Source organism: Pseudomonas sp. KBS0710, from assembly GCF_005938045.2.
Lineage (GTDB): Bacteria > Pseudomonadota > Gammaproteobacteria > Pseudomonadales > Pseudomonadaceae > Aquipseudomonas.
Window position 1 is genome coordinate 1,546,572 of record NZ_VCCF02000001.1, and the last position, 18,692, is coordinate 1,565,263.

At 61.6% G+C, this 18,692-nt stretch carries 16 protein-coding genes and 1 tRNA gene; 16 read left to right on the forward strand and 1 reads right to left on the reverse strand.

The genetic code is table 11. The features are described 5' to 3' along the window. Positions 1-2 precede the first annotated feature (2 nt). The 4 genes from ihfA (at position 3) to FFI16_RS07320 (ending at position 1,662) form a co-directional block, all read left to right on the forward strand. Positions 3-305: an integration host factor subunit alpha gene (gene ihfA, locus FFI16_RS07305; protein ID WP_002553164.1), complete on the forward strand. Its 303-nt coding sequence runs from the start codon at positions 3-5 to the stop codon at positions 303-305. Then, a complete protein-coding gene (locus tag FFI16_RS07310; protein WP_003219935.1) occupies positions 286-642 on the forward strand; it encodes a MerR family transcriptional regulator in 357 nt (118 codons plus the stop codon). Before ihfA ends, FFI16_RS07310 begins: the two co-directional genes overlap by 20 nt. Before the next feature lie 90 nt (positions 643-732). Then, positions 733-809: transfer RNA gene (locus tag FFI16_RS07315), tRNA-Pro, on the forward strand. 211 nt (positions 810-1,020) lie between these two features. Continuing rightward, complete coding sequence (locus FFI16_RS07320; RefSeq protein ID WP_138814707.1) at positions 1,021-1,662, forward strand: glycoside hydrolase family 25 protein; 642 nt, start codon at positions 1,021-1,023, stop codon at positions 1,660-1,662. Between the two features lie 5 nt (positions 1,663-1,667). Here the strand turns inward: FFI16_RS07320 and FFI16_RS07325 are convergent, their stop codons facing one another. Continuing rightward, the gene (locus FFI16_RS07325) at positions 1,668-2,297 is read right to left on the reverse strand and encodes a CatB-related O-acetyltransferase (protein ID WP_138814708.1); all 630 of its coding nucleotides are present in this window, start codon (positions 2,295-2,297) and stop codon (positions 1,668-1,670) included. 166 nt (positions 2,298-2,463) lie between these two features. Between FFI16_RS07325 and FFI16_RS07330 the strand changes: the two genes are divergently transcribed. The 12 genes from FFI16_RS07330 (at position 2,464) to FFI16_RS07385 (ending at position 18,556) form a co-directional block, all read left to right on the forward strand. After that, complete coding sequence (locus FFI16_RS07330; protein WP_138814709.1) at positions 2,464-4,869, forward strand: TonB-dependent receptor; 2,406 nt, start codon at positions 2,464-2,466, stop codon at positions 4,867-4,869. A 251-nt stretch (positions 4,870-5,120) separates the two neighbouring features. Then, entirely contained in the window at positions 5,121-6,035 is a 915-nt protein-coding gene (locus FFI16_RS07335; protein WP_371923619.1) for a Fe(3+) dicitrate ABC transporter substrate-binding protein FecB, read from the forward strand. Between the two features lie 2 nt (positions 6,036-6,037). After that, entirely contained in the window at positions 6,038-7,027 is a 990-nt protein-coding gene (gene fecC / locus FFI16_RS07340; protein ID WP_138814711.1) for an iron-dicitrate ABC transporter permease FecC, read from the forward strand. Beyond that, positions 7,024-7,992 (forward strand): iron chelate uptake ABC transporter family permease subunit, encoded by a 969-nt coding sequence (locus FFI16_RS07345; RefSeq protein WP_138814712.1) that lies wholly within the window; start codon positions 7,024-7,026, stop codon positions 7,990-7,992. The genes fecC and FFI16_RS07345 overlap by 4 nt, the downstream gene beginning before the upstream one ends. A gap of 4 nt (positions 7,993-7,996) precedes the next feature. Next, positions 7,997-8,788, forward strand: coding sequence for a Fe(3+) dicitrate ABC transporter ATP-binding protein FecE (gene fecE / locus FFI16_RS07350; protein WP_138814713.1), 792 nt, complete (start codon positions 7,997-7,999; stop codon positions 8,786-8,788). Between the two features lie 351 nt (positions 8,789-9,139). Further along, positions 9,140-11,533: a TonB-dependent siderophore receptor gene (locus FFI16_RS07355; RefSeq protein ID WP_138814714.1), complete on the forward strand. Its 2,394-nt coding sequence runs from the start codon at positions 9,140-9,142 to the stop codon at positions 11,531-11,533. A gap of 25 nt (positions 11,534-11,558) precedes the next feature. Next, complete coding sequence (locus tag FFI16_RS07360; RefSeq protein WP_138814715.1) at positions 11,559-12,524, forward strand: amino acid ABC transporter permease; 966 nt, start codon at positions 11,559-11,561, stop codon at positions 12,522-12,524. Then, positions 12,517-13,290 (forward strand): amino acid ABC transporter ATP-binding protein, encoded by a 774-nt coding sequence (locus FFI16_RS07365; protein WP_138814716.1) that lies wholly within the window; start codon positions 12,517-12,519, stop codon positions 13,288-13,290. The genes FFI16_RS07360 and FFI16_RS07365 overlap by 8 nt, the downstream gene beginning before the upstream one ends. Before the next feature lie 18 nt (positions 13,291-13,308). Further along, positions 13,309-14,232, forward strand: a complete 924-nt coding sequence (locus tag FFI16_RS07370) for an ABC transporter substrate-binding protein (protein ID WP_138814717.1) — start codon at positions 13,309-13,311, stop codon at positions 14,230-14,232. Between the two features lie 10 nt (positions 14,233-14,242). Next, entirely contained in the window at positions 14,243-15,826 is a 1,584-nt protein-coding gene (locus FFI16_RS07375) for an FAD-dependent oxidoreductase (RefSeq protein ID WP_138814718.1), read from the forward strand. Positions 15,827-15,837: 11 nt separating this feature from the next. After that, positions 15,838-16,260, forward strand: a complete 423-nt coding sequence (locus tag FFI16_RS07380) for a RidA family protein (RefSeq protein ID WP_138814719.1) — start codon at positions 15,838-15,840, stop codon at positions 16,258-16,260. Between the two features lie 145 nt (positions 16,261-16,405). After that, the gene (locus FFI16_RS07385) at positions 16,406-18,556 is read left to right on the forward strand and encodes a phosphocholine-specific phospholipase C (RefSeq protein WP_138814720.1); all 2,151 of its coding nucleotides are present in this window, start codon (positions 16,406-16,408) and stop codon (positions 18,554-18,556) included. The last annotated feature ends 136 nt before the right edge of the window (positions 18,557-18,692 follow it).

Consider the following 18,692-nt stretch of genomic DNA (forward strand, 5'->3'; position numbering starts at 1 on the left):
GTATGGGGGCTTTGACGAAAGCTGAGATGGCGGAACGTCTGTACGAAGAGTTGGGTCTGAACAAACGCGAAGCCAAGGAATTGGTCGAGCTGTTCTTTGAAGAAATTCGGCACGCTCTGGAAGACAACGAGCAGGTCAAATTGTCCGGTTTCGGCAATTTTGACCTGCGGGACAAACGCCAGCGGCCTGGCCGCAATCCAAAAACGGGAGAAGAAATCCCGATCACGGCTCGCCGTGTGGTCACCTTTCGTCCAGGGCAGAAGTTGAAGGCCCGAGTTGAGGCTTATGCTGGAACCAAGTCATAACGACGAGCTACCCGTCATCCCAGGCAAACGCTACTTCACCATCGGTGAAGTCAGCGAGCTCTGTGCCGTCAAACCGCACGTGCTGCGCTATTGGGAGCAGGAGTTTCCTCAACTCAACCCCGTCAAACGCACCGGGAACCGTCGGTATTATCAGCGCCAGGATGTGCTGATGATCCGACAGATCCGTGCGTTGCTGTACGACCAGGGGTTCACCATCAGCGGCGCACGCCAGCGTATGTCCGGTGATGAAGCCAAAGACGACACCACCCAATACAAGCAAATGATCCGCCAGATGATCTCCGAACTCGAAGATGTGCTGGTGGTTCTGAAGAAGTGATACAAGCTTTTAAAATACTTCCACATTTCAAAAGCTTGCGGTATATTCCGGATCGCTTCGTTACGAAGCAAACCCAGTAACACGCCTAGTCGGGGCGTAGCGCAGTCCGGTAGCGCACTAGCATGGGGTGCTAGGGGTCGAGTGTTCGAATCACTCCGTCCCGACCATATTTTTCAATGACTTAGCCCAATCTGAAAAGATTGGGCTTTTTCATGCGTGCGCTTTTTGAGTAAAGCCCCAATCCTTCACCTTTATCCCCTCTGCCATGCCCTAGATTTCCTTGCGCAGGCAGTACACATATACGGATTTTCAGCGCTTGAGGATGAAAGTATCCGAGATGAAAGGTTGCATAAAGCACCCAGCATCTTGGAGAAGCTCATGAGCTGTGAACAGCAAACCCCTACCACCCATGCGCGTGGCATTGATGTGTCGCGCTGGCAAGGCGAGATCGACTGGCGTCGCGTCGCGTCAGCGGGTGTCACCCATGCCATCGTGAAGATGACCGAAGGGGGCACCTACACTGACCCTCGGTTTGCGACAAACTTTTCCGGGATGCTGGCCAATGGTTTGATTGCGGGGGTTTACCACTACTTTCGTGCCCTGAGCAGTACCCCTGGCGAGCAACTGGCCAATATTCGGCAGCGGCTCTGCGAGGCCAACTTCGAGGTCGGGAAGCACATCCTGGCCATTGACGTAGAAACTTCGCGCAACGAAGAGGCGAGCCCGGATCAGATGGCCGATGCCCTGCATGAGCTGGTAACGCTGCTCAGCACGCAAGTACTCGATGGCGCCCATCCCTACATTTACACGTCACCCAGCATCTGGGCTGACCGCGTGGCGTGGCGCAAGTACGATTTCAGCCCGTGCCCGTTGTGGATCGCCAACTGGGATGCCAAGCAGCCGACGGTGCCCGAAACCTGGAGTAGCCACGGCAAGAGCTGGCACTGGTGGCAGCACAGCAGCAAAGGCCAGGTCGATGGCATTCAAGGTGCCGTGGATCTGGATTGGATCAAGCGCTGAAGGCTTCAGCCAGCCGAAAGCCCTCGCTGGCTGAGGTACTCCACAAACGGCCCAATATCCGTACTGCAGAGCAAATGCGCGACCTCACGCACTTCCGCCTCCGGCCAGTCCCACCAGGCGGATTGCTCAAGAATCAGCCGGGTCGGTTCATCAAAACGCCAGCGGATATGTTTGGCCGGGTTGCCGCCGACGATGGCGTAAGGCGCCACATCCTTGGTCACAATCGCGCCTGCAGCCACGACTGCGCCATTGCCGATCGTCACGCCCGACAGAATCTTCGCGTGGGAGCTGATCCAGCAATCATTGCCAATGATCACGTCGCCTTTGCTGCCACCAAAGTCGGTAATGTGCGCGAGGCTTTTCATCTTGGCGGGGAAGGGGTAGCAACTGAGCCAGTCGGTGCGATGATGGCCGCCCAAATAGACTTCCACATTGCCGGCAATCGAGGTGTAGGCGCCGACACGCAGGGTCGTGCCCTCATGCCAGTCATGCACCTTCAAATCGCCGTAGGTGCCTATGCCAAAGCTGTAATTTGGATAGCGGTTGCGCAGTTTTTGCGTAGAGCGCTCAAGTGGAGAGAGCGCGCGTATTGCCTTGCGCGCTTTTTTTTCGCGCCATTTACGCAATAGCTTCATGCGGTGAGCCTTTATGCAGAGATTGAAATCAGGCGACATCGTGAGCAATGGCTGCCCTCTGTGCAAGACGAAGGCTTTATCTTCTGAAAAAATCGCCAACCCCTGTCCCTTTTTTGCGCCTCGCCTGTCATTGCAGGTAAGTGAACAAAATCGAGAGCTTCTCCCCATGCCCGCAGTCCGACCCATGCGCTTGCGCCCGTTGCTGAACCTGAGCCTGATGCTGAGCCTCAGTGCCAGCCCGTTATTTGTCCCGCTCAGCTATGCCGAAGACAGCGCCGCCCGCCGTAGTTACCAGGTGCCGGCGGGTAGTTTGAGTGCTGCACTGACCCGCTTCGCCGGGCTCGCCGGGGTCAACCTGTCGGTGGACCCGGCGCTGGTCAGCGGTCGCAGCAGCACTGGCTTGTCGGGTGAATACGGCGTGGAGGAGGGCTTCGCACAGTTGCTGACGGGCTCGGGCCTGCAATTGCAACCGATGGGCGCGCGGGCCTACAGGCTGATGCCGGTGCCGGAAAGTGGCAGCCTGCAACTGGCACCCACCTCTATCCTGGGCACCACCGACTTGACCGATGGCGATACCTACGCCGGTGGCCAGGTGGCGCGCCGTGGCTCGCAAGGCCTGCTCGGCTCGCGGGACTTTATGGAAACCCCGTTCAGCATGACCACCTACACCGCCGAGGCGGTGAAGAACCAGCAGGCGCGCACCCTCGGCGACCTGATTGCCAGCGATCCGTCGGTGCGCGCCACCAACCCGGCGGGCGGGCGTTATGAACAGTTCACCATTCGCGGGTTCAGCCTGTTCAACAGTGATGTGGCCTACAACGGCCTCTACGGCGTGTTGCCGACGTACACCATCGACATGGAGATGGCCGAGCGCGTCGACATCATCAAAGGTCCGAGCCAGTTGATCAACGGCATCTCGCCGCGCGGCAGCGTGGGCGGCGGAATCAACGTGGTGCCCAAACGCGCCACCGATAAGGACATTACCTCGCTGACCGGCACCTGGGCGTCCGGCAGCCAAGCCGGTGGCGCGGTGGATGTGGGACGGCGCTTCGGTGAGGACAACAAGTTCGGCATTCGTTTCAATGGCGTGAAGCAGTCCGGCGATACCGAATGGGACCACCAGAGTGTCGACCGTGAGATGGCCGTGCTGGGCCTGGATTTTCGTGGCGAGCGCCTGCGCCTTTCCACGGATATCGGCCACACCGAGCGTGACACCGACGCGCCGCAAGAGCGTGTACAGGTCGGCGCCAATGCCAGGGTGCCAAGCGCCAACGATGTGCGCCGCAACTATGCGCAGCCCTGGAGCAAGGCCCGTACCGATGACACCTTCGGCACGGTTAACGGCGAGTTCGACCTCAGTGACAGCGTGATGCTGTATGGCGGCGTGGGCGCGCGTAAAAGTAATCACGACTTCTTGCGTCACGCGGTTTCCGTCACCAACAACGCCGGGGATTTCAGCGTATTGCCACGGGATTTCACCCGCGATGAAAACGTGCGCACCGCCACAGCCGGCGTGCGCAGTTGGTTGCATACCGGGCCGGTCAGCCATGAGATCAACCTGGCGGCCAGCTACTTCTACATGGACTTTGAAAACGGCGGCGCCCGGTACGCGGCGGCGCCGAGCAACCTGTACAACCCGGTAGAAACCCCAACCCCTTCGCGGCCCACGCGCCTGGATTCCAAGGTTTACACCGAGAACCGCTTCAGTGGCGTGGCGCTGTCCGATACCCTGGGCTTTTTCGACGAACGTTTATTGCTGACCCTCGGCGCGCGCTGGCAGCGGGTCAAGGTCGACGACTGGACCGACAACGTCAAAGGCACTACGGCCTATGACGAAGAAAAGGTCTCGCCATCCGGTGGCATCCTGTTTAAAGCCACCGACAAACTGTCGCTGTACGCCAACTACATGGAAGGCCTGAGCCAAGGAAAAATCGCGCCGTCGACTTCAATCAACGAAGATGAAATCTTCCCGCCGTTTGTCAGCCGCCAGGTGGAAGTAGGCGCCAAATACGACGCCGGCGCGTTTGCCGTGACGGCTGCGGTATTCCGTATCAAGCAGCCGGCCTACGAAACCAACGCCACTACGCGGGTGTTCGGCCCCAACGGCAAACGCCAGAACGACGGCGTGGAACTGAGCGTGTTCGGCGAGCCGCTCAAGGGTGTACGCCTGCTGGGTGGCGTGATGTACATCGACAGCGAACTGACCCACACCACCAACGGCACTTTCGACGGCAACCGCGCCCCGGCCACGCCCAAGTACAACGTCAACCTGGGCGCCGAATGGGATGTGCCGACGGTGGAAGGCTTGACCCTGACCAGCCGTGGTATCTACTCAAGCTCCCAATACCTGGACCAATCCAACGTCAAGGAGATCGATGCCTGGACCCGCCTTGACGTCGGCGCGCGCTATGCCTTCAAGGTCGACGACAAGCACATTACCTTGCGGGCGAATGTCGAGAACGTCGCCGATAAACGCTACTGGAGTTCGGCGGGTGCTTCGGATGACAGCGAACCGGGCCTTACCCTGTCAACGCCGCGTACCTATTTGCTGTCGGCCACCGTCGACTTCTAAACGCAACGATCATAGGGGAAGACCAATGTGGGAGCTGGCTTGCCTGCGATACAGGCACCTCGGTCTGTCAGTAAGACCCTGTCGATGCTATCGCAGGCAAGCCAGCTCCCACATAGCCCAGCCCACACCCTAGAATCGGCACGTTAATAAGAATGTTTTTTGATTGCATCGCCCCGATATGGAATAGTACCCGCCGTTTTCCCCGGCCCGTCCAGCCGGGGTGTTTTAACGCCGAGGTCTTTGTCATGCGAATGCTGCGCTCTATCCCGACCCTTGCCGCCTGCCTCCTGGCGTTGTCTTCCAGCGTGTTGCACGCTGCGCCCATCGACCTCAATGACGGCCAGCACGCGGTGCACTTGCCGGATGCGCCCAAGCGCGTGGTGGTGCTGGAGTTTTCCTTTCTCGACAGCCTCGCCGCCGTTGACGTCACGCCGGTCGGCGCTGCGGACGATGGCGATGCCAACCGCGTCTTGCCGCGTGTGCGCCAGGCCATCGGCCAATGGAAGTCGGTGGGCCTGCGTTCGCAACCGAGCATCGAAGAAATCGCCCGGCTCAAGCCTGACTTGATCGTCGCTGACCTCAATCGTCATCAGGCGTTGTACAGCGACTTGGCGAGTATCGCGCCGACCCTGTTGCTGCCATCCCGTGGCCAAGATTACGAAGGCAGCCTCAAATCCGCCGAACTGATTGGCACGGCCCTGGGCAAAAGCCCGCAGATGCAAGCACGCATCGCCCAGAACCGTGAGCACTTGCAGGCGATTGCCAAGCAGATTCCGGCGGGTGCCAGCGTGTTGTTCGGCGTTGCCCGTGAAGACAGTTTTTCCGTACACGGGCCGGACTCCTACGCCGGTAGCGTGCTGCAAGCCATCGGCCTGAAAGTGCCGTCGGTACGCGCCAAGGCCGCGCCGACTGAATTTGTCAGCCTGGAACAATTGCTCGCGCTTGACCCTGGCTGGTTGCTGGTCGGTCACTATCGCCGCCCAAGCATCGTCGACACCTGGAGCAAGCAGCCGCTGTGGCAAGTGCTCGGTGCGGTGCGCAATCATCAAGTCGCTGAAGTCGATGGCGACAGCTGGGCGCGTAACCGAGGTGTATTGGCGTCGGAGCAAATCGCTGAAGACACCCTGGCGATTCTCAAGGGCGGCAAAGCCGTATTGAGCCAATAACCATGCAGCGCAGTGTCGCGGCGGCAGGCATTGTGCTGCTGGGTGCCGTGTTGTTCTGGTACTCGCTGTACAGCTGGTCGCCTTTCACTATTACCGCGACGGATGCCTGGAACGGTCTGGTTCACCAGGGCAGCGTGGGCGGCAATATGGCCTATATCGTGGCGCAGCTGCGCGTGCCGCGTGCGCTGTGCGCGGCGTTGGTCGGTGCCTGCCTGGGCCTGGCCGGTGCATTGATGCAAGGCATCACTCGCAACCGTCTGGCGTCGCCGTCATTGTTCGGCGTGACGGCCGGCGCGGCATTGGGATTGGCCTTGTTTTCCACCGGTTTGGTCGCACCACCCTTTGCCGGTGGCGCCCTGTTGATGACCTGCCTGGGCGGCGCGCTGGCCTGGGTCACGGTGTTCAGCCTGGGCGGCGCGTGGTCGCCGACCACCGCGCAAGGTCGGCTGGTATTGGCCGGTGTGGCGGTTGCAGCGTTGTGCGCGGCCTTGACCCGGCTCACGGTGATTCTGGTCGAGGCCCAGGCCCAAAGTGTGCTGAATTGGCTGGCCGGGTCGCTGGCCAATGTCGGTGCGGCCCAAGTGCAACTGCTCTGGCCGTGCACGCTGATCGGCGGCGTGTGGGCGCTGTGGTGTGCGCCGCGCCTGAACCTGATCAACCTCGGCGAAGACGCCGCGCGCTCGTTGGGCGTCGGCATCGCCAGCCTGCGCTTGCAGGTGTTTGTCGCCAGTTTGTTGCTGGTGGGCGCCAGCGTCTGCGCGGTCGGCCCCATTGGCTTTGTCGGGCTGATCGCGCCGAATATCATTCGCCAGTTTCTCGGTAACGACTACCGCTGGCTGATCCCGCTCAGCGCGGCGTTGGGCGCGGTGATCGTGCTGGGCGCCGACTTGCTCAGTCGTGCGGTGGCCTTTCCGGTGGAAACCCCGGCGGGCGTGGTCACTGCATTGATCGGCGCACCGTTCTTCCTGTTTCTTGCCAGGCGCGCCCTATGATTCGGCCACGATTACGTTTATGGCTGTTGCTGGGCTTGCTTCTGATGGCGCTGCTGGCGAGCCTCAGCGCCGGTACGGTGTGGCTTAAACCCGCCACCGTGCTGGAGCGCCTGCTGGCCCACGACGCCCTCGATTTTGAAGTATGGAACCACCGCCTGCCACGCAGCCTGATCGCCATCCTGGCCGGCTGCGCCTTCGGCCTGGCCGGTGCGATTGTGCAGGGCGTGATCCGCAACCCGCTGGCCTCGCCGGAAATTCTCGGTGTGACCCAGGGCGCCGGGCTGGCGCTGACCGTGGCGATCATCAGTTGGCCGCACCTGCCGATTGCCTGGCTGCCACTGGTGGCCTGCCTGGGCGGCGCCGGTGGGGCCTTGCTGCTGGCGCTGTACAACACCGGGGTGAGTTTTTCCGGGGTGCGTTTTGCGCTGTCGGGGGTAGCGATTGCGGTGACCTTGTCCAGCGTCACCGAGTTTTTGATCCTGTCCCATCCGTTGGATATCAACACGGCATTGCTCGCGCTGACAGGCAGTTTGTGGAGCCGTAATTGGCACCATGTGGCGCTGGTGCTGCCGTTCCTGCTGTTGATCCCGTTGGGCTTGTGCCTGGCTAAACCTTTGAACCTGATCGCGCTTGGCGATGAGGCCGCCCACAGCCTGGGCACTGCGCTTGGCCGCACCCGCTGGTGGGCGATGGCCTGCGCGGTGGTACTCACCAGCCTGGGTGTCGGCGTGATCGGGCCGATTGGTTTTATCGGCCTGGTTGCACCGCACATGGCGCGGCGCCTGGTGGGCGGGCATCACCAGTACCTGCTGCCGGCTGCGATGTTGATTGGCGCGTTATTGCTGGTGCTGGCCGACACGCTTGGACGCACGTTGATTGCGCCCAGCGAAATCCCGGCGGGCGTGCTTACGGCGGTGATCGGCGCACCGTATTTTCTTTGGTTGCTGGCACGGTTCAAGGGTTGATGACATGAGTATTTTGCAGGCACACCAACTCGACATCGGCTACGGCGCTACGCGTATCGTGCAGGGCCTATCGTTTGCACCGCCGACAGGTCGCGTCACCGCGCTGATCGGCCCCAACGGCTGTGGCAAGTCCACCTTGCTCAAGGCGTTTGCGCGCATCCTCAAACCCACCCAGGGCGAGTTGACCCTGTATGGCCACGCCTACGCCAGCTTGTCCGCGCGCCAACTGGCGCGGCAGATCGCATTTTTACCGCAGGTATTGCCGGTGCCGGAAGGCGTCAGCGTGCGCCAGCTGGTCGCCTATGGCCGCAGCCCGCATAACTCATTGTGGGGGCGCCTGAGCGGCAACGATCAAACCCAGGTGACCCAAGCCATGCAACGCCTGGAACTGGAAAACCTCACCGACCGCGCGTTGGCGGACTTGTCCGGCGGCCAGCGCCAGCGCGCCTGGCTGGCCATGGTGCTGGCGCAAAACGCGCCAGTGGTGCTGCTCGACGAACCCACCACTTACCTCGATATCAGCCATCAGGTCGAACTGCTCGACCTGATGGGCGAACTGGCCGCCGAGGGCAAAACCGTGATCACCGTGCTGCACGACATCAACCAGGCCTGCCGCTACGCCGATCACTTGGCAGTGATGCACGCCGGCAAGCTGGTGGCTGACGGCACGCCCGCCCAGGTGATCAGCGCCGAGCTGATGCGCCAGGTGTTCGACGTGCAGGTGCAGATCCTGCAGGAGCCCATTTCCGGCACGCCTATGTGCCTGGTGGAAAAAAGCACCCGCACCCACGCCTGACACGCTAAAAACATTATTTATATGAATAAAGTTATTCGTAAATAATGAAAGTAGAGAATATTAGCTTATGCCCAAATAGCATTATATTTTTAAAATCCATTCCGTTATGTTTGATCGCAACAGCCTACCCCTGACCTCGGATGGTACCCAGCGTGATTCAGATTCTGCGCGCCATAACCGGGTAAAGACCCCGCGGCAGAATCGTTGGAAGGGAGATCAACGTATGTTGCCGATTCAAAGCCCTCGCTCGCTCCACACCTAGTTCCCCATCGCAGCTGCACCCTGAAAAACGAGCACCGCGCCCGCCCGCGCGACTGCCCGACTTCGCGATTCGGAATGTATGGAGTGGCTATGAAGCAAGTCTTGCAACCCACCGCCGTTATGACGCTGGTCCTACTGGCCAGCGCAGTTCAGGCCCAGGACGACAGCACCCTGTCCACCGTGGTGGTCACCGGTAACCGTGGCGCCGAGCAGCGCACCGTCACCAGCAGCCCGGTGCCGATTGATGTGGTCAGCGCCAAGCAACTGCAAAGCACCGGCAAGCCCGGCTTGATGGAAGCCTTGAGCGCGGTGATCCCGTCGCTGACCCTGCCGGAAAAAACCGGCTGGGACGCCAGCGGCATTGCCCGTGCGCCCAACCTGCGTGGCTTGAGCGCTGCCGAAGTGCTGGTGCTGGTCAACGGCAAACGCCGCCATACCAGCGCCACGCTGAACATCAACGGCATCAACACCGGCGCGGCGCCGGCTGATCTGGATCTGATCCCCATCAGTGCCATCGACCATGTGGAAGTGCTGCGCGATGGCGCTGCCGCCCAGTACGGCTCGGATGCCATCGCCGGGGTCATCAATGTGATCCTCAAGGCCGATACCAGTGGCACCGCCGTCACCAACGTCGGCCAGGGCTACGACGGCAAGAAGCAAACCGTGCAACAGAGCCTCAACAAGGGTTTTGAAATCGGCAACGGCGGCGTCGTGCAATTGGCCCTGGATGCGCGCAGCCAGAATGACGACAACAAAGCCAGCGCCAACGGCTACACCTATGAACAAGCCTACAACCAGGCCGGCAGGTCGACCTACGGCGGTTACGGCACGCCCAAGACCAACCTGCTGACCCTGGGCTACAACGCCGAGCTGCCGATCGATGACAGCCTGAGCCTGTATTCCTTCACCACCTATTCGCGGCGCAAGGCCGAGCAGGGCCAGAACTACCGCCTGCCGACCATCACCAACACCATCACCACCGGGCCCAACGGCTACCCGGCCGGGTACACGCCCACCTGGTCCATCGACGAAGACGATTTCCAGGCCGCGTTCGGTGGCAAAGGCACCGTCGGCGCGTGGGACTGGGACTTGTCCACCACCTACGGGCGCAACGAGGCGGAGCAGGGCACCACCCACAACCAGAACCCATCGCTGGGCGAGTACACGCCCAACAGCTTTACTTCCGGCACCTGGATTTCCACCGAGCTGACCACCAACCTCGACTTCAAGCGTGGCTTTGATGTGGGCCTGCAAAAACCGTTGGACCTGTCCTACGGTTTCGAACATCGGCGCGACACCTATGAGGTGCAGGCCGGTGACTACGCGTCCTATGCCAATGGCGGCTATTGCGTGGCGCCGGGCAACTGCGCGTCATCCGGGGCGCAAGTCACCAACGGCATTTCGCCGGATGAAGAAAGCAGCGCCTCGCGCAACAGCCTCGCCAGTTACGTCGATGTGGGCTTCAACCCGCTGCCGGACTGGTACATCGGCACCGCCTTTCGCTACGAGCATTACAACGAAGGCGTCGGCGCCACCCGCAGCGGCAAGCTGACCACGCGCTACGATTTCACCCCGCAATTTGCCGTGCGCGCCACCGTCAGCAATGGCTTCCGTGCGCCGTCCCTGGCCAACAGCCTGTTCAGTGCGCGCTCCACCACTTATGGCGTGGTCGACGGCGTGTATCAGTCGATCAACTACGGCGTATTACCGGTGGGTTCGGCGGCGGCCAAGGCCCTCGGCGCCCAGGAATTGAAGCCCGAGCGCTCGACCAACTTCAGCCTGGGTTTCACCCTTACGCCCACCGACCGTCTGAACTTCACCGCCGACGCTTACGTGATCAACCTGCGCGACCGCATCACCCTGACCGGCACCTTGCTCGGCCCCGAAGTCACCCAGGTACTGCAAAGCAACGGCATCAACTCCACCTCCGGCGGCCAGTACTTTATCAACGGCGCCGACACCCGCACCAAGGGCGTGGATCTGGTCAGCAACTACAACCAGGACCTGGGCCAGTTCGGCGCCTTGAAGTGGACCGCCGCGTTCAACTGGAACCAGACCAAGATCCTCAACTACAAGGCCTCCACCGACATCCTCGGAACGCCCTATGACCTGATGGACCGCCAGGCCCGTGGCCTGATCACCGATGTGCAGCCCAAGACCAAGCTCATCCTCGGCGGCGACTGGAGCATCGACCGCTTCAACCTCAACCTGGCCCTGACCCGCTACGGTTCTTACAAAGAGGTCAACGTCTCTGCCGACCGCAGCCTCGACCGCGTCTACAGCGCCAAATGGATCACCGACCTCGACCTTGGCTACAACCTCACCAAAGCCCTCAACATCGCCGTCGGCGCCAAGAACCTGTTCGACCTTTACCCCAAGAAACAAGGCGTGCCGAGCAGCACCATGCTCGCCAGCTACGGCACTTATTCGCCCTACGGTTTTACCGGCGGGTACTACTACACCCGGCTGACTTACGCCTTCTAAGGCCGCAACCCGCGAGGAATAGAACATGCCCATTGTCGCCAAATCCTATGACCTGATCGAAGACGTCAGCCCGGTTCGCCAGCGCCGCGTCGCAACGCCCATCAAGGCCCTGCAAGTGGTGCCCGCCCGCCACCCGTGGCGCTGGGCCGGGTCGATCTTCGCCGCGCTGGTGCTGCTCGCCATCGTGCACTCACTGGCCACCAACCCGCGTTGGGAGTGGGGCGTGTTTGGCCAGTGGTTCTTTTCTACCTCAGTGCTGCGCGGCCTCGGCCAGACACTGCTGCTGACGCTGCTCAGCACCGTTTTCAGCATCCTCTTCGGTACCGCATTGGCACTGGCGCGGCTGTCCGGCTCGCCATTGCTGGCGGCGTTGGCCTGGGGCTATATCTGGTTTTTCCGCTCAATGCCGGCGCTGCTGGTGCTGATCATCCTCTACAACTTTGCCTACCTGTATGACCACATCGTGCTCGGCGTACCGTTCACCCGCGTGGTGTTCGCCGAGTGGTCGACCGTGGATGTGCTCAGCCAATTTACCGTGGCGGTGTTGGGCCTGAGCCTGATGCAGGCCGCCTACGCGGCGGAGATCATTCGCGGCGGTTTGATTGGTGTGGACGCCGGCCAGCATGAAGCGGCAGCGGCCCTCGGTTTGCCGGCTTCACGACGGATTTTTCGCATCATCCTGCCCCAGGCACTGCGCTCGATTCTGCCGTCGGGGTTCAACGAAATCATCGGCCTGGTCAAGGGCACGTCCATCGTCTACGTGCTGGCCTTGCCGGAGCTGTTCTACACCGTGCAGGTCATCTACAACCGCACCCAGGCGGTGATCCCGCTGCTGGTGGTGGCGACCGTGTGGTACCTGATCATCACCACGGTGCTGACCAGCGCCCAGTACTACGTCGAGCGCCACTTTGCACGCGGTACGGCGCGGGTATTGCCGCCCACACCGCTGCAACGCCTGCGCGGCTGGCTCAAGGAGAAAACCCATGGCTGAAGCACGCGCCGGGCGCATTCAGATCCAGGGCGTGGGCAAGCGCTTTGGCAACCAGCAGGTGTTGAAAGACATCGACCTGACCATCGACCCCGGCAAAGTCACGGTGATCCTCGGGCCGTCCGGCTCGGGCAAATCCACCTTGCTGCGCACCATCAACCACCTGGAAAAAATCGACAGCGGGCACATCACCATCGACGGGGAATACGTCGGCTACCGGCGCAAGGGCGACCTGCTCTACGAATTGAAAGAACGCGAGATCCTCAAGCGCCGCATCGACGTGGGTTTTGTGTTCCAGAACTTCAACCTGTTCCCGCACCTTACCGCCTGGGAAAACGTCGCCGAGGCGCCGCTGGCCCACAAGCGCTGGAGCAAGTCCGAGGCGCAGGCCAAGGCCTCCGAACTGCTGGCCAAGGTCGGCCTGGCCGACAAAGTCGATGCCTACCCACGCCAGCTCTCCGGCGGTCAGCAACAGCGCGTGGCCATCGCTCGCGCATTGGCGCTGGACCCCAAAGTGCTGCTGTTCGATGAACCCACCTCAGCCCTCGACCCGGAACTGGTGGGCGAAGTACTCGACGTGATCAAGGGCCTGACCCAACTGGGCGTGACCCTGGTGATCGTCACCCACGAAATCGGTTTTGCCCGCGAAGTGGCCGACCACGTGGTGTTCCTGTGTGACGGCCAATTGATCGAAGAAGGCCCGCCCGAACAGATTTTTCGCCAACCCCGACATCCCCGCACCGTGGCCTTTCTGGGCAAGGTGCTTTAGTTCAAGGAGTGACTGCCCATGTTCATCAATACTGCCCGCGTGGCCTTGCTGACGCTTGCCGTCGGTGCTGCGCAAACCGCGTTCGCCGTGCAACAGGTGGATTTCAGCCCCGACCGCGTGCGCATCCACGTGCCGCGCAATGAAGCAGCGATTGCGCAGATTCCGCCGGGCTTCAAGTTCGCCCAGCCTGGCAAATTTACCGTGGCGGTGTCCGGCGTGGCCGGGCCGCCGCTGGCGCTGCTGGCCAACGACGACAAGACCACCATTGGCAGCGAAGCCGACACCGCGCAGTTGGTGGCCGACAGTCTCGGCCTGCAACTCAATGTGGTGCAGACCAGTTGGGAGGACTGGCCGCTGGGCGTCAGCTCCGGCAAGTACGACGCGGTGATCAGCAACGTCACCGTGACCGAGGCGCGCAAGAAGCGTTTTGACTTCGCCACCTATCGCCAGGATGTGCTCGGCTTTTACGTCAAGAGCACCAACAAGATCACCGAGATCAAACAGGCTTCGGACATTGCCGGGCTGAAGATCATCGTCGGCTCCGGTACCAACCAGGAAAAGGTCCTGCTGGCCTGGAACGAGGCCAATGAAAAGGCCGGTATCAAGCCCGCGCTTTTGCAATACATCGACGACCAGGCCGCTGCGCAACTGGCAGTGCAATCGGGGCGCAGCGATGCGCTGTTCGGGCCCAACTCGGTGTATGCCTATTCGGCGGCGGTCACCGGTGGCATCAAGCTGGTGGGCACGGTGAACGGCGGCTGGCCGTTGAAAGCGGATATCGCCGTGACCACCCGCAAGGACAACGGCCTGATCCAGCCGATCCACACCGCCCTGCAAGGCGCGATTGCCGGCGGCCAATATGAACAGGTGCTGCAACGCTGGGGCCTGGACATCGAGCGCGTCGACACGTCGCTGATCAACCCACCGGGCCTGCCGGACTAGGAGAATCGACATGGGACTGACACGCCGTGAAGCGCTGTCGAGCATCGCCGCTGTAGGCGGTGAAAAGGCCGTCAAGGATGCATTGGCGGTATTGGGTTTGGGGCCGTCGTCACATCGCCGCCCGCAGCCGCTGAAACTCAACGCGGGCCTGGGGCAGGGCACTCGCGTGCTGGTGCTGGGCGCCGGGATTGCCGGGTTGGTGACGGCTCTGGAACTGAGCCGGGCCGGGTTCAGCGTGCAAGTACTGGAGGCGCGCAACCGCGTGGGCGGGCGCACCTGGACCCTGCGCAATGGCGACCGCGTGGACTACAAGGATGGTCGTACGCAAACCGTCGCGTTTGATAAGGGCCTGTATTTCAACGCCGGCCCCGCCAGGATTCCGAGCCAGCACCGCACGATTCTCGACTATTGCAGCGAACTGGGCGTACCGCTGGAAGTGCTGGTCAACAGCAGCCACGGCGCCCAGGTACGGCCCGACCTGCAACAGCCGGCGTTTACCGTCGGTCAGGCGATCAATGACACGCGTGGGCATCTGTCCGGCTTGCTGGCCAAAGCGGTGCAGCGCGATGCTCTTGATGATGTATTGAGCAGTGAAGAGCGCACGCGCTTGCTGGCGTTTTTGCAGGTGTATGGCGACCTGTCGCAGGAGCTGGCGTTTGAAGGCAGCTTGCGCTCCGGCCACCTGGAGTCGCCTGCCCACCCCGGCGCGCTGCCCGCCAGCCGTAGCCCGCTGGCGCTGGACCGGCTGCTGCATCCGGAGTTGTGGGGCGCGTTATTGCACACCGAATTCCCGGAGTTTTCCGCCACCATGTTCCAACCCGTCGGCGGCATGGACCGCATTACCGACGCCTTCTACCAACGCGTGCGCGAGCACGTGCAACTGGGCGCCCAGGTGCGGCAGATCCGCCAGCTTGAAGACGGCGTGGCGGTGACCTACCACGACCAGTTCAGCGGTCGCGAACAGGTGGTGCGTGCCGATTACCTGGTCTCAACCTTGCCGTTGCCGCTGCTGGCCAAACTCGACACCGACTTCAGCGACCCGGTCAAAGCCGCCTTGCTCAGTACCCGCAGCGACCAGGCGACCAAAGTGGCGTGGCAATCGCCGCGTTTCTGGGAAACCGAGTACCGCACCTATGGCGGCCTGTCGTGGATCGAACACCCGGCGCGCCTGCTGTGGTACCCCAGCAACGACCTCAACACCCGCGACGGTTTGCTGGTGGCCGGGTACGTGACCGGGGAGGGCGCCGACGTGTTTGGCGCCAAGCCGTTCGACCAGCAGTACGCCACGTCCAAAGAAGCCGTGGAGCTGTTGCATCCGGGTTATTCAAAACACCTGCGCCACCCGCTGGCGGTGTCCTGGGAACAGATCCCCTACAGCGAAGGCCCATGGCTGCAGCGTCAACACTTCCCGGCCGATGCCAGTGCCTTGCTGGAACAGGCCCACGGCCGCGTGTACTTCGCCGGCGACGGCCTGGTGCAAAGCGGCGTGGGCATCTGGCAGGAATCGGCGGCCAACTCGGCGCGGCATGTGATCGCGCAACTGGCCGAGCGCGTTACCCAACAACAACAGAGTGCGGCACTCGCCGCCTCCTGAGGAGCATCACCATGAGCGACAGCATTCAACGCACCAGCGTCGGCGATTTTCCCATCTCGCAAACCGTCACCGTACCGGCCTCGGCCAGCCTGATTTTCGTCAGCGGCACCTTGCCGGATCTGGTGGATCCGAACGTACCTGGAATTTACGGCAACACCGAAGTGCAGACCGTTTCAGTGTTCAACAAACTGCGCAAGATCCTCCGGCAGCAAGACCTGGACCTGGGCGATATCGTGCAATTGCGCGTGTTTCTGGTCGGCGCTGAAGAGACCGACGGCAAGCTTGATTTCGCCGGATTGCAGCGTGGTTACACGCAGTTCTTCGCCACGCCCGAGCAGCCGAACAAGCCTGCGCGGACGGCGTTGCAGGTGGTGGCATTGCCGTTGCCTGGGGCTTTGGTAGAAGTGGAGGCAATTGCGGCGCGAACGGTGTAACCGCGATATTCTGTTCACGGTCAGGCGATTGACTGTGAACAGCGCTTCTCATCACTCAATGAAGTGATGTCACTTTTTTGTCGCTTGCAGTCTCTACCTTGTCTTGAGCGTTTTATCTCAAGCACCCCAGGGATTGAATAGTGCCATGCCAACTCTCACCCGTCGCACCCTGCTGAAGGCCGCCGCCATCGGCTCCGCCTACACCCTGCTACCCGACTCCATCCGGCAGGCTTTGGCGATCCCTGCCAACAACCGCACCGGCACGATTATGGATGTGGAACACGTGGTTATCCTGATGCAGGAAAACCGCGCGTTCGACCACTACTTCGGCACCTTGCCCGGTGTGCGCGGTTTCAGCGACCGCTTCACCATCCCGCTGTCGGGTAAGCGCAAGGTCTGGGAGCAACAGGGCAAGGGGCGCCGCGTGTTGCCGTACCACTTGGACAGTTCACGCGGCAATGCCCAGCGCGTGGACGGCACGCCGCACTCCTGGGTTGACGAACACGCCGCCTGGGGCAGCGGGCGCATGAGTGCCTGGCCGACCTACAAGACCAACACCTCCATGGGCTATTACCGCGAGCAGGAATTGCCCTTCCAGTTTGCGTTGGCCAATACCTTTACCCTGTGCGATGCCTACCATTGTTCGGTGCACGCCGGCACCAACCCGAACCGGCTGTTCCACTGGACCGGCACCAACGGCCCGACCGGTGCCAACGTGGCTGCGGTGGTCAACGAATGGGACGGCCCAGGCGCGGTGAGCGTGGGTTACACCTGGAAAACCTACCCCGAGCGCCTGGAAGAGGCGGGCGTGAGTTGGAAGGTTTATCAGTTTTTGCCGGATAACTTTGGCGACAACCCGCTGGCAGGTTTTCGTCAGTACCGCGCCGCCAGTGTCGCGGCCGGTAACCCGGCGGAACCGCCGAAAGACTTCAAGGCCTTTGTGCCTTACAGCGATCAACTCAACGCCCGCGTGCCCTTGTACAAAGGCAACGGCAACACACTGCCGTCCGCCAACGGCAGTGACCTGGAAGCGATCATCCAGGGCTTTCGCGATGACATCAAACACGGGCGCCTGCCCCAGGTGAGCTGGCTGGTTGCGCCGGCCAATTACTCCGAACATCCTGGGCCTTCCAGCCCGGTGCAGGGTGGCTGGTTCACTCAAGAGATTCTCAAGTCGCTGACCGAAAACCCGCAGGTCTGGAGCAAGACCGTGCTACTGGTCAATTACGATGAAAACGACGGGTTCTTCGACCATGTTCCCTCACCGTCAGCCCCGTCCAAGCGTGCCGATGGCAGCTTTGCCGGTAAGTCCACGGTGCAGTTCGACAGCGAAATCTTCACCCACCCGGCACCGCCTGGCACCACGCAACAGCCTGCGCCGGATGGTGGCGTCTACGGGCCTGGCCCACGGGTGCCGATGCTGGTGCTATCGCCCTGGAGCCGTGGCGGCTGGGTCAACTCCCAGGCGTTTGATCACACCTCGGTGCTGCAATTTCTGGAGAAGCGCTTCCAGGTGCGTGAACCCAATATCAGTGCCTGGCGTCGTGCCGTCTGTGGCGACCTCACCTCCGCGTTCAACTTCGTCAATCCCAACAGTGAACGGTTGCCGCCATTGCACGACACCACCCGCCAGGCCGCGGATTTGCTACGCCAGCGCCAGGAGCAACTGGCCCAGGTCGCGGTGCCCGCAGAGGGCCGGCAGCGGGCGCCGTATCAGGCGCGCATGGCTCGGCCCTCCCGTGCGTTGCCTTACCAGTTGAATGTGGAGGGCGCGGTGGATCGTCGCGCCGCTGAGTTGACGCTGAACTTCTTTAACCATGGCGACCAGGGCGCGGTCTTCCACGTTTACGACCGACTGCACCTGGAAGACATCCCACGGCGCTACACCGTGGGCGCTGAAAAGCACCTCAGTGACACCTGGCCAGTCGCTGGCGGCTATGACTTGTGGCTCTTGGGGCCGAACGGTTTTCACCGGTCATTCAAGGGTGATTTGCAACGCCGCGAACCTGAACTGTCAGTGGCTTATCAAGGTGACAGCGTGCTGCTGACGGTGATCAACCCCAGCAAGCATCCGGTCTCGGTGACGATCAAGCGCTGCCCTTACACCCATCAAGGGCCATGGCTGCTGGAGATTGCTGGCCACAGCTCGCAGCAGCGCACGTTCTCCCGCCAGCCGAGCGGTGGCTGGTATGACTTTACCGTGCGCAATGAGCATGGCTGGGTGCGTCGCGTAGCGGGGCGGCTTGAGACGGGGGCGCACAGTATCAGTGACCCGTTGATGGGCAAGCCGGTGTAGCAAACGCTGGGGCGGCGGATGGCGTTGAACAGATCCGCTGCCTTTGGCCTGTTGCTAGTATTTTGAGAAATATCCTACGTTCATAAAGGACTAATCATCCCCGCTTTCTCCGGGCAGTTTTAGACAATCGTTGGCT

Bases quoted from the DNA above. Each gene is read 5' to 3' on its own strand.
- FFI16_RS07370 (WP_138814717.1), top strand. From the start codon at position 13,309: ATGTTCATCAATACTGCCCGCGTGGCCTTGCTGACGCTTGCCGTCGGT.
- FFI16_RS07325 (WP_138814708.1), bottom strand. From the start codon at position 2,297: ATGAAGCTATTGCGTAAATGGCGCGAAAAAAAAGCGCGCAAGGCAATA.
- FFI16_RS07355 (WP_138814714.1), top strand. From the start codon at position 9,140: ATGAAGCAAGTCTTGCAACCCACCGCCGTTATGACGCTGGTCCTACTG.
- fecC (WP_138814711.1), top strand. From the start codon at position 6,038: ATGCAGCGCAGTGTCGCGGCGGCAGGCATTGTGCTGCTGGGTGCCGTG.
- fecE (WP_138814713.1), top strand. From the start codon at position 7,997: ATGAGTATTTTGCAGGCACACCAACTCGACATCGGCTACGGCGCTACG.
- FFI16_RS07380 (WP_138814719.1), top strand. From the start codon at position 15,838: ATGAGCGACAGCATTCAACGCACCAGCGTCGGCGATTTTCCCATCTCG.
- FFI16_RS07330 (WP_138814709.1), top strand. From the start codon at position 2,464: ATGCCCGCAGTCCGACCCATGCGCTTGCGCCCGTTGCTGAACCTGAGC.
- FFI16_RS07335 (WP_371923619.1), top strand. From the start codon at position 5,121: ATGCTGCGCTCTATCCCGACCCTTGCCGCCTGCCTCCTGGCGTTGTCT.
- FFI16_RS07320 (WP_138814707.1), top strand. From the start codon at position 1,021: ATGAGCTGTGAACAGCAAACCCCTACCACCCATGCGCGTGGCATTGAT.
- FFI16_RS07360 (WP_138814715.1), top strand. From the start codon at position 11,559: ATGCCCATTGTCGCCAAATCCTATGACCTGATCGAAGACGTCAGCCCG.
- FFI16_RS07385 (WP_138814720.1), top strand. From the start codon at position 16,406: ATGCCAACTCTCACCCGTCGCACCCTGCTGAAGGCCGCCGCCATCGGC.
- ihfA (WP_002553164.1), top strand. From the start codon at position 3: ATGGGGGCTTTGACGAAAGCTGAGATGGCGGAACGTCTGTACGAAGAG.
- FFI16_RS07375 (WP_138814718.1), top strand. From the start codon at position 14,243: ATGGGACTGACACGCCGTGAAGCGCTGTCGAGCATCGCCGCTGTAGGC.
- FFI16_RS07310 (WP_003219935.1), top strand. From the start codon at position 286: ATGCTGGAACCAAGTCATAACGACGAGCTACCCGTCATCCCAGGCAAA.
- FFI16_RS07365 (WP_138814716.1), top strand. From the start codon at position 12,517: ATGGCTGAAGCACGCGCCGGGCGCATTCAGATCCAGGGCGTGGGCAAG.
- FFI16_RS07345 (WP_138814712.1), top strand. From the start codon at position 7,024: ATGATTCGGCCACGATTACGTTTATGGCTGTTGCTGGGCTTGCTTCTG.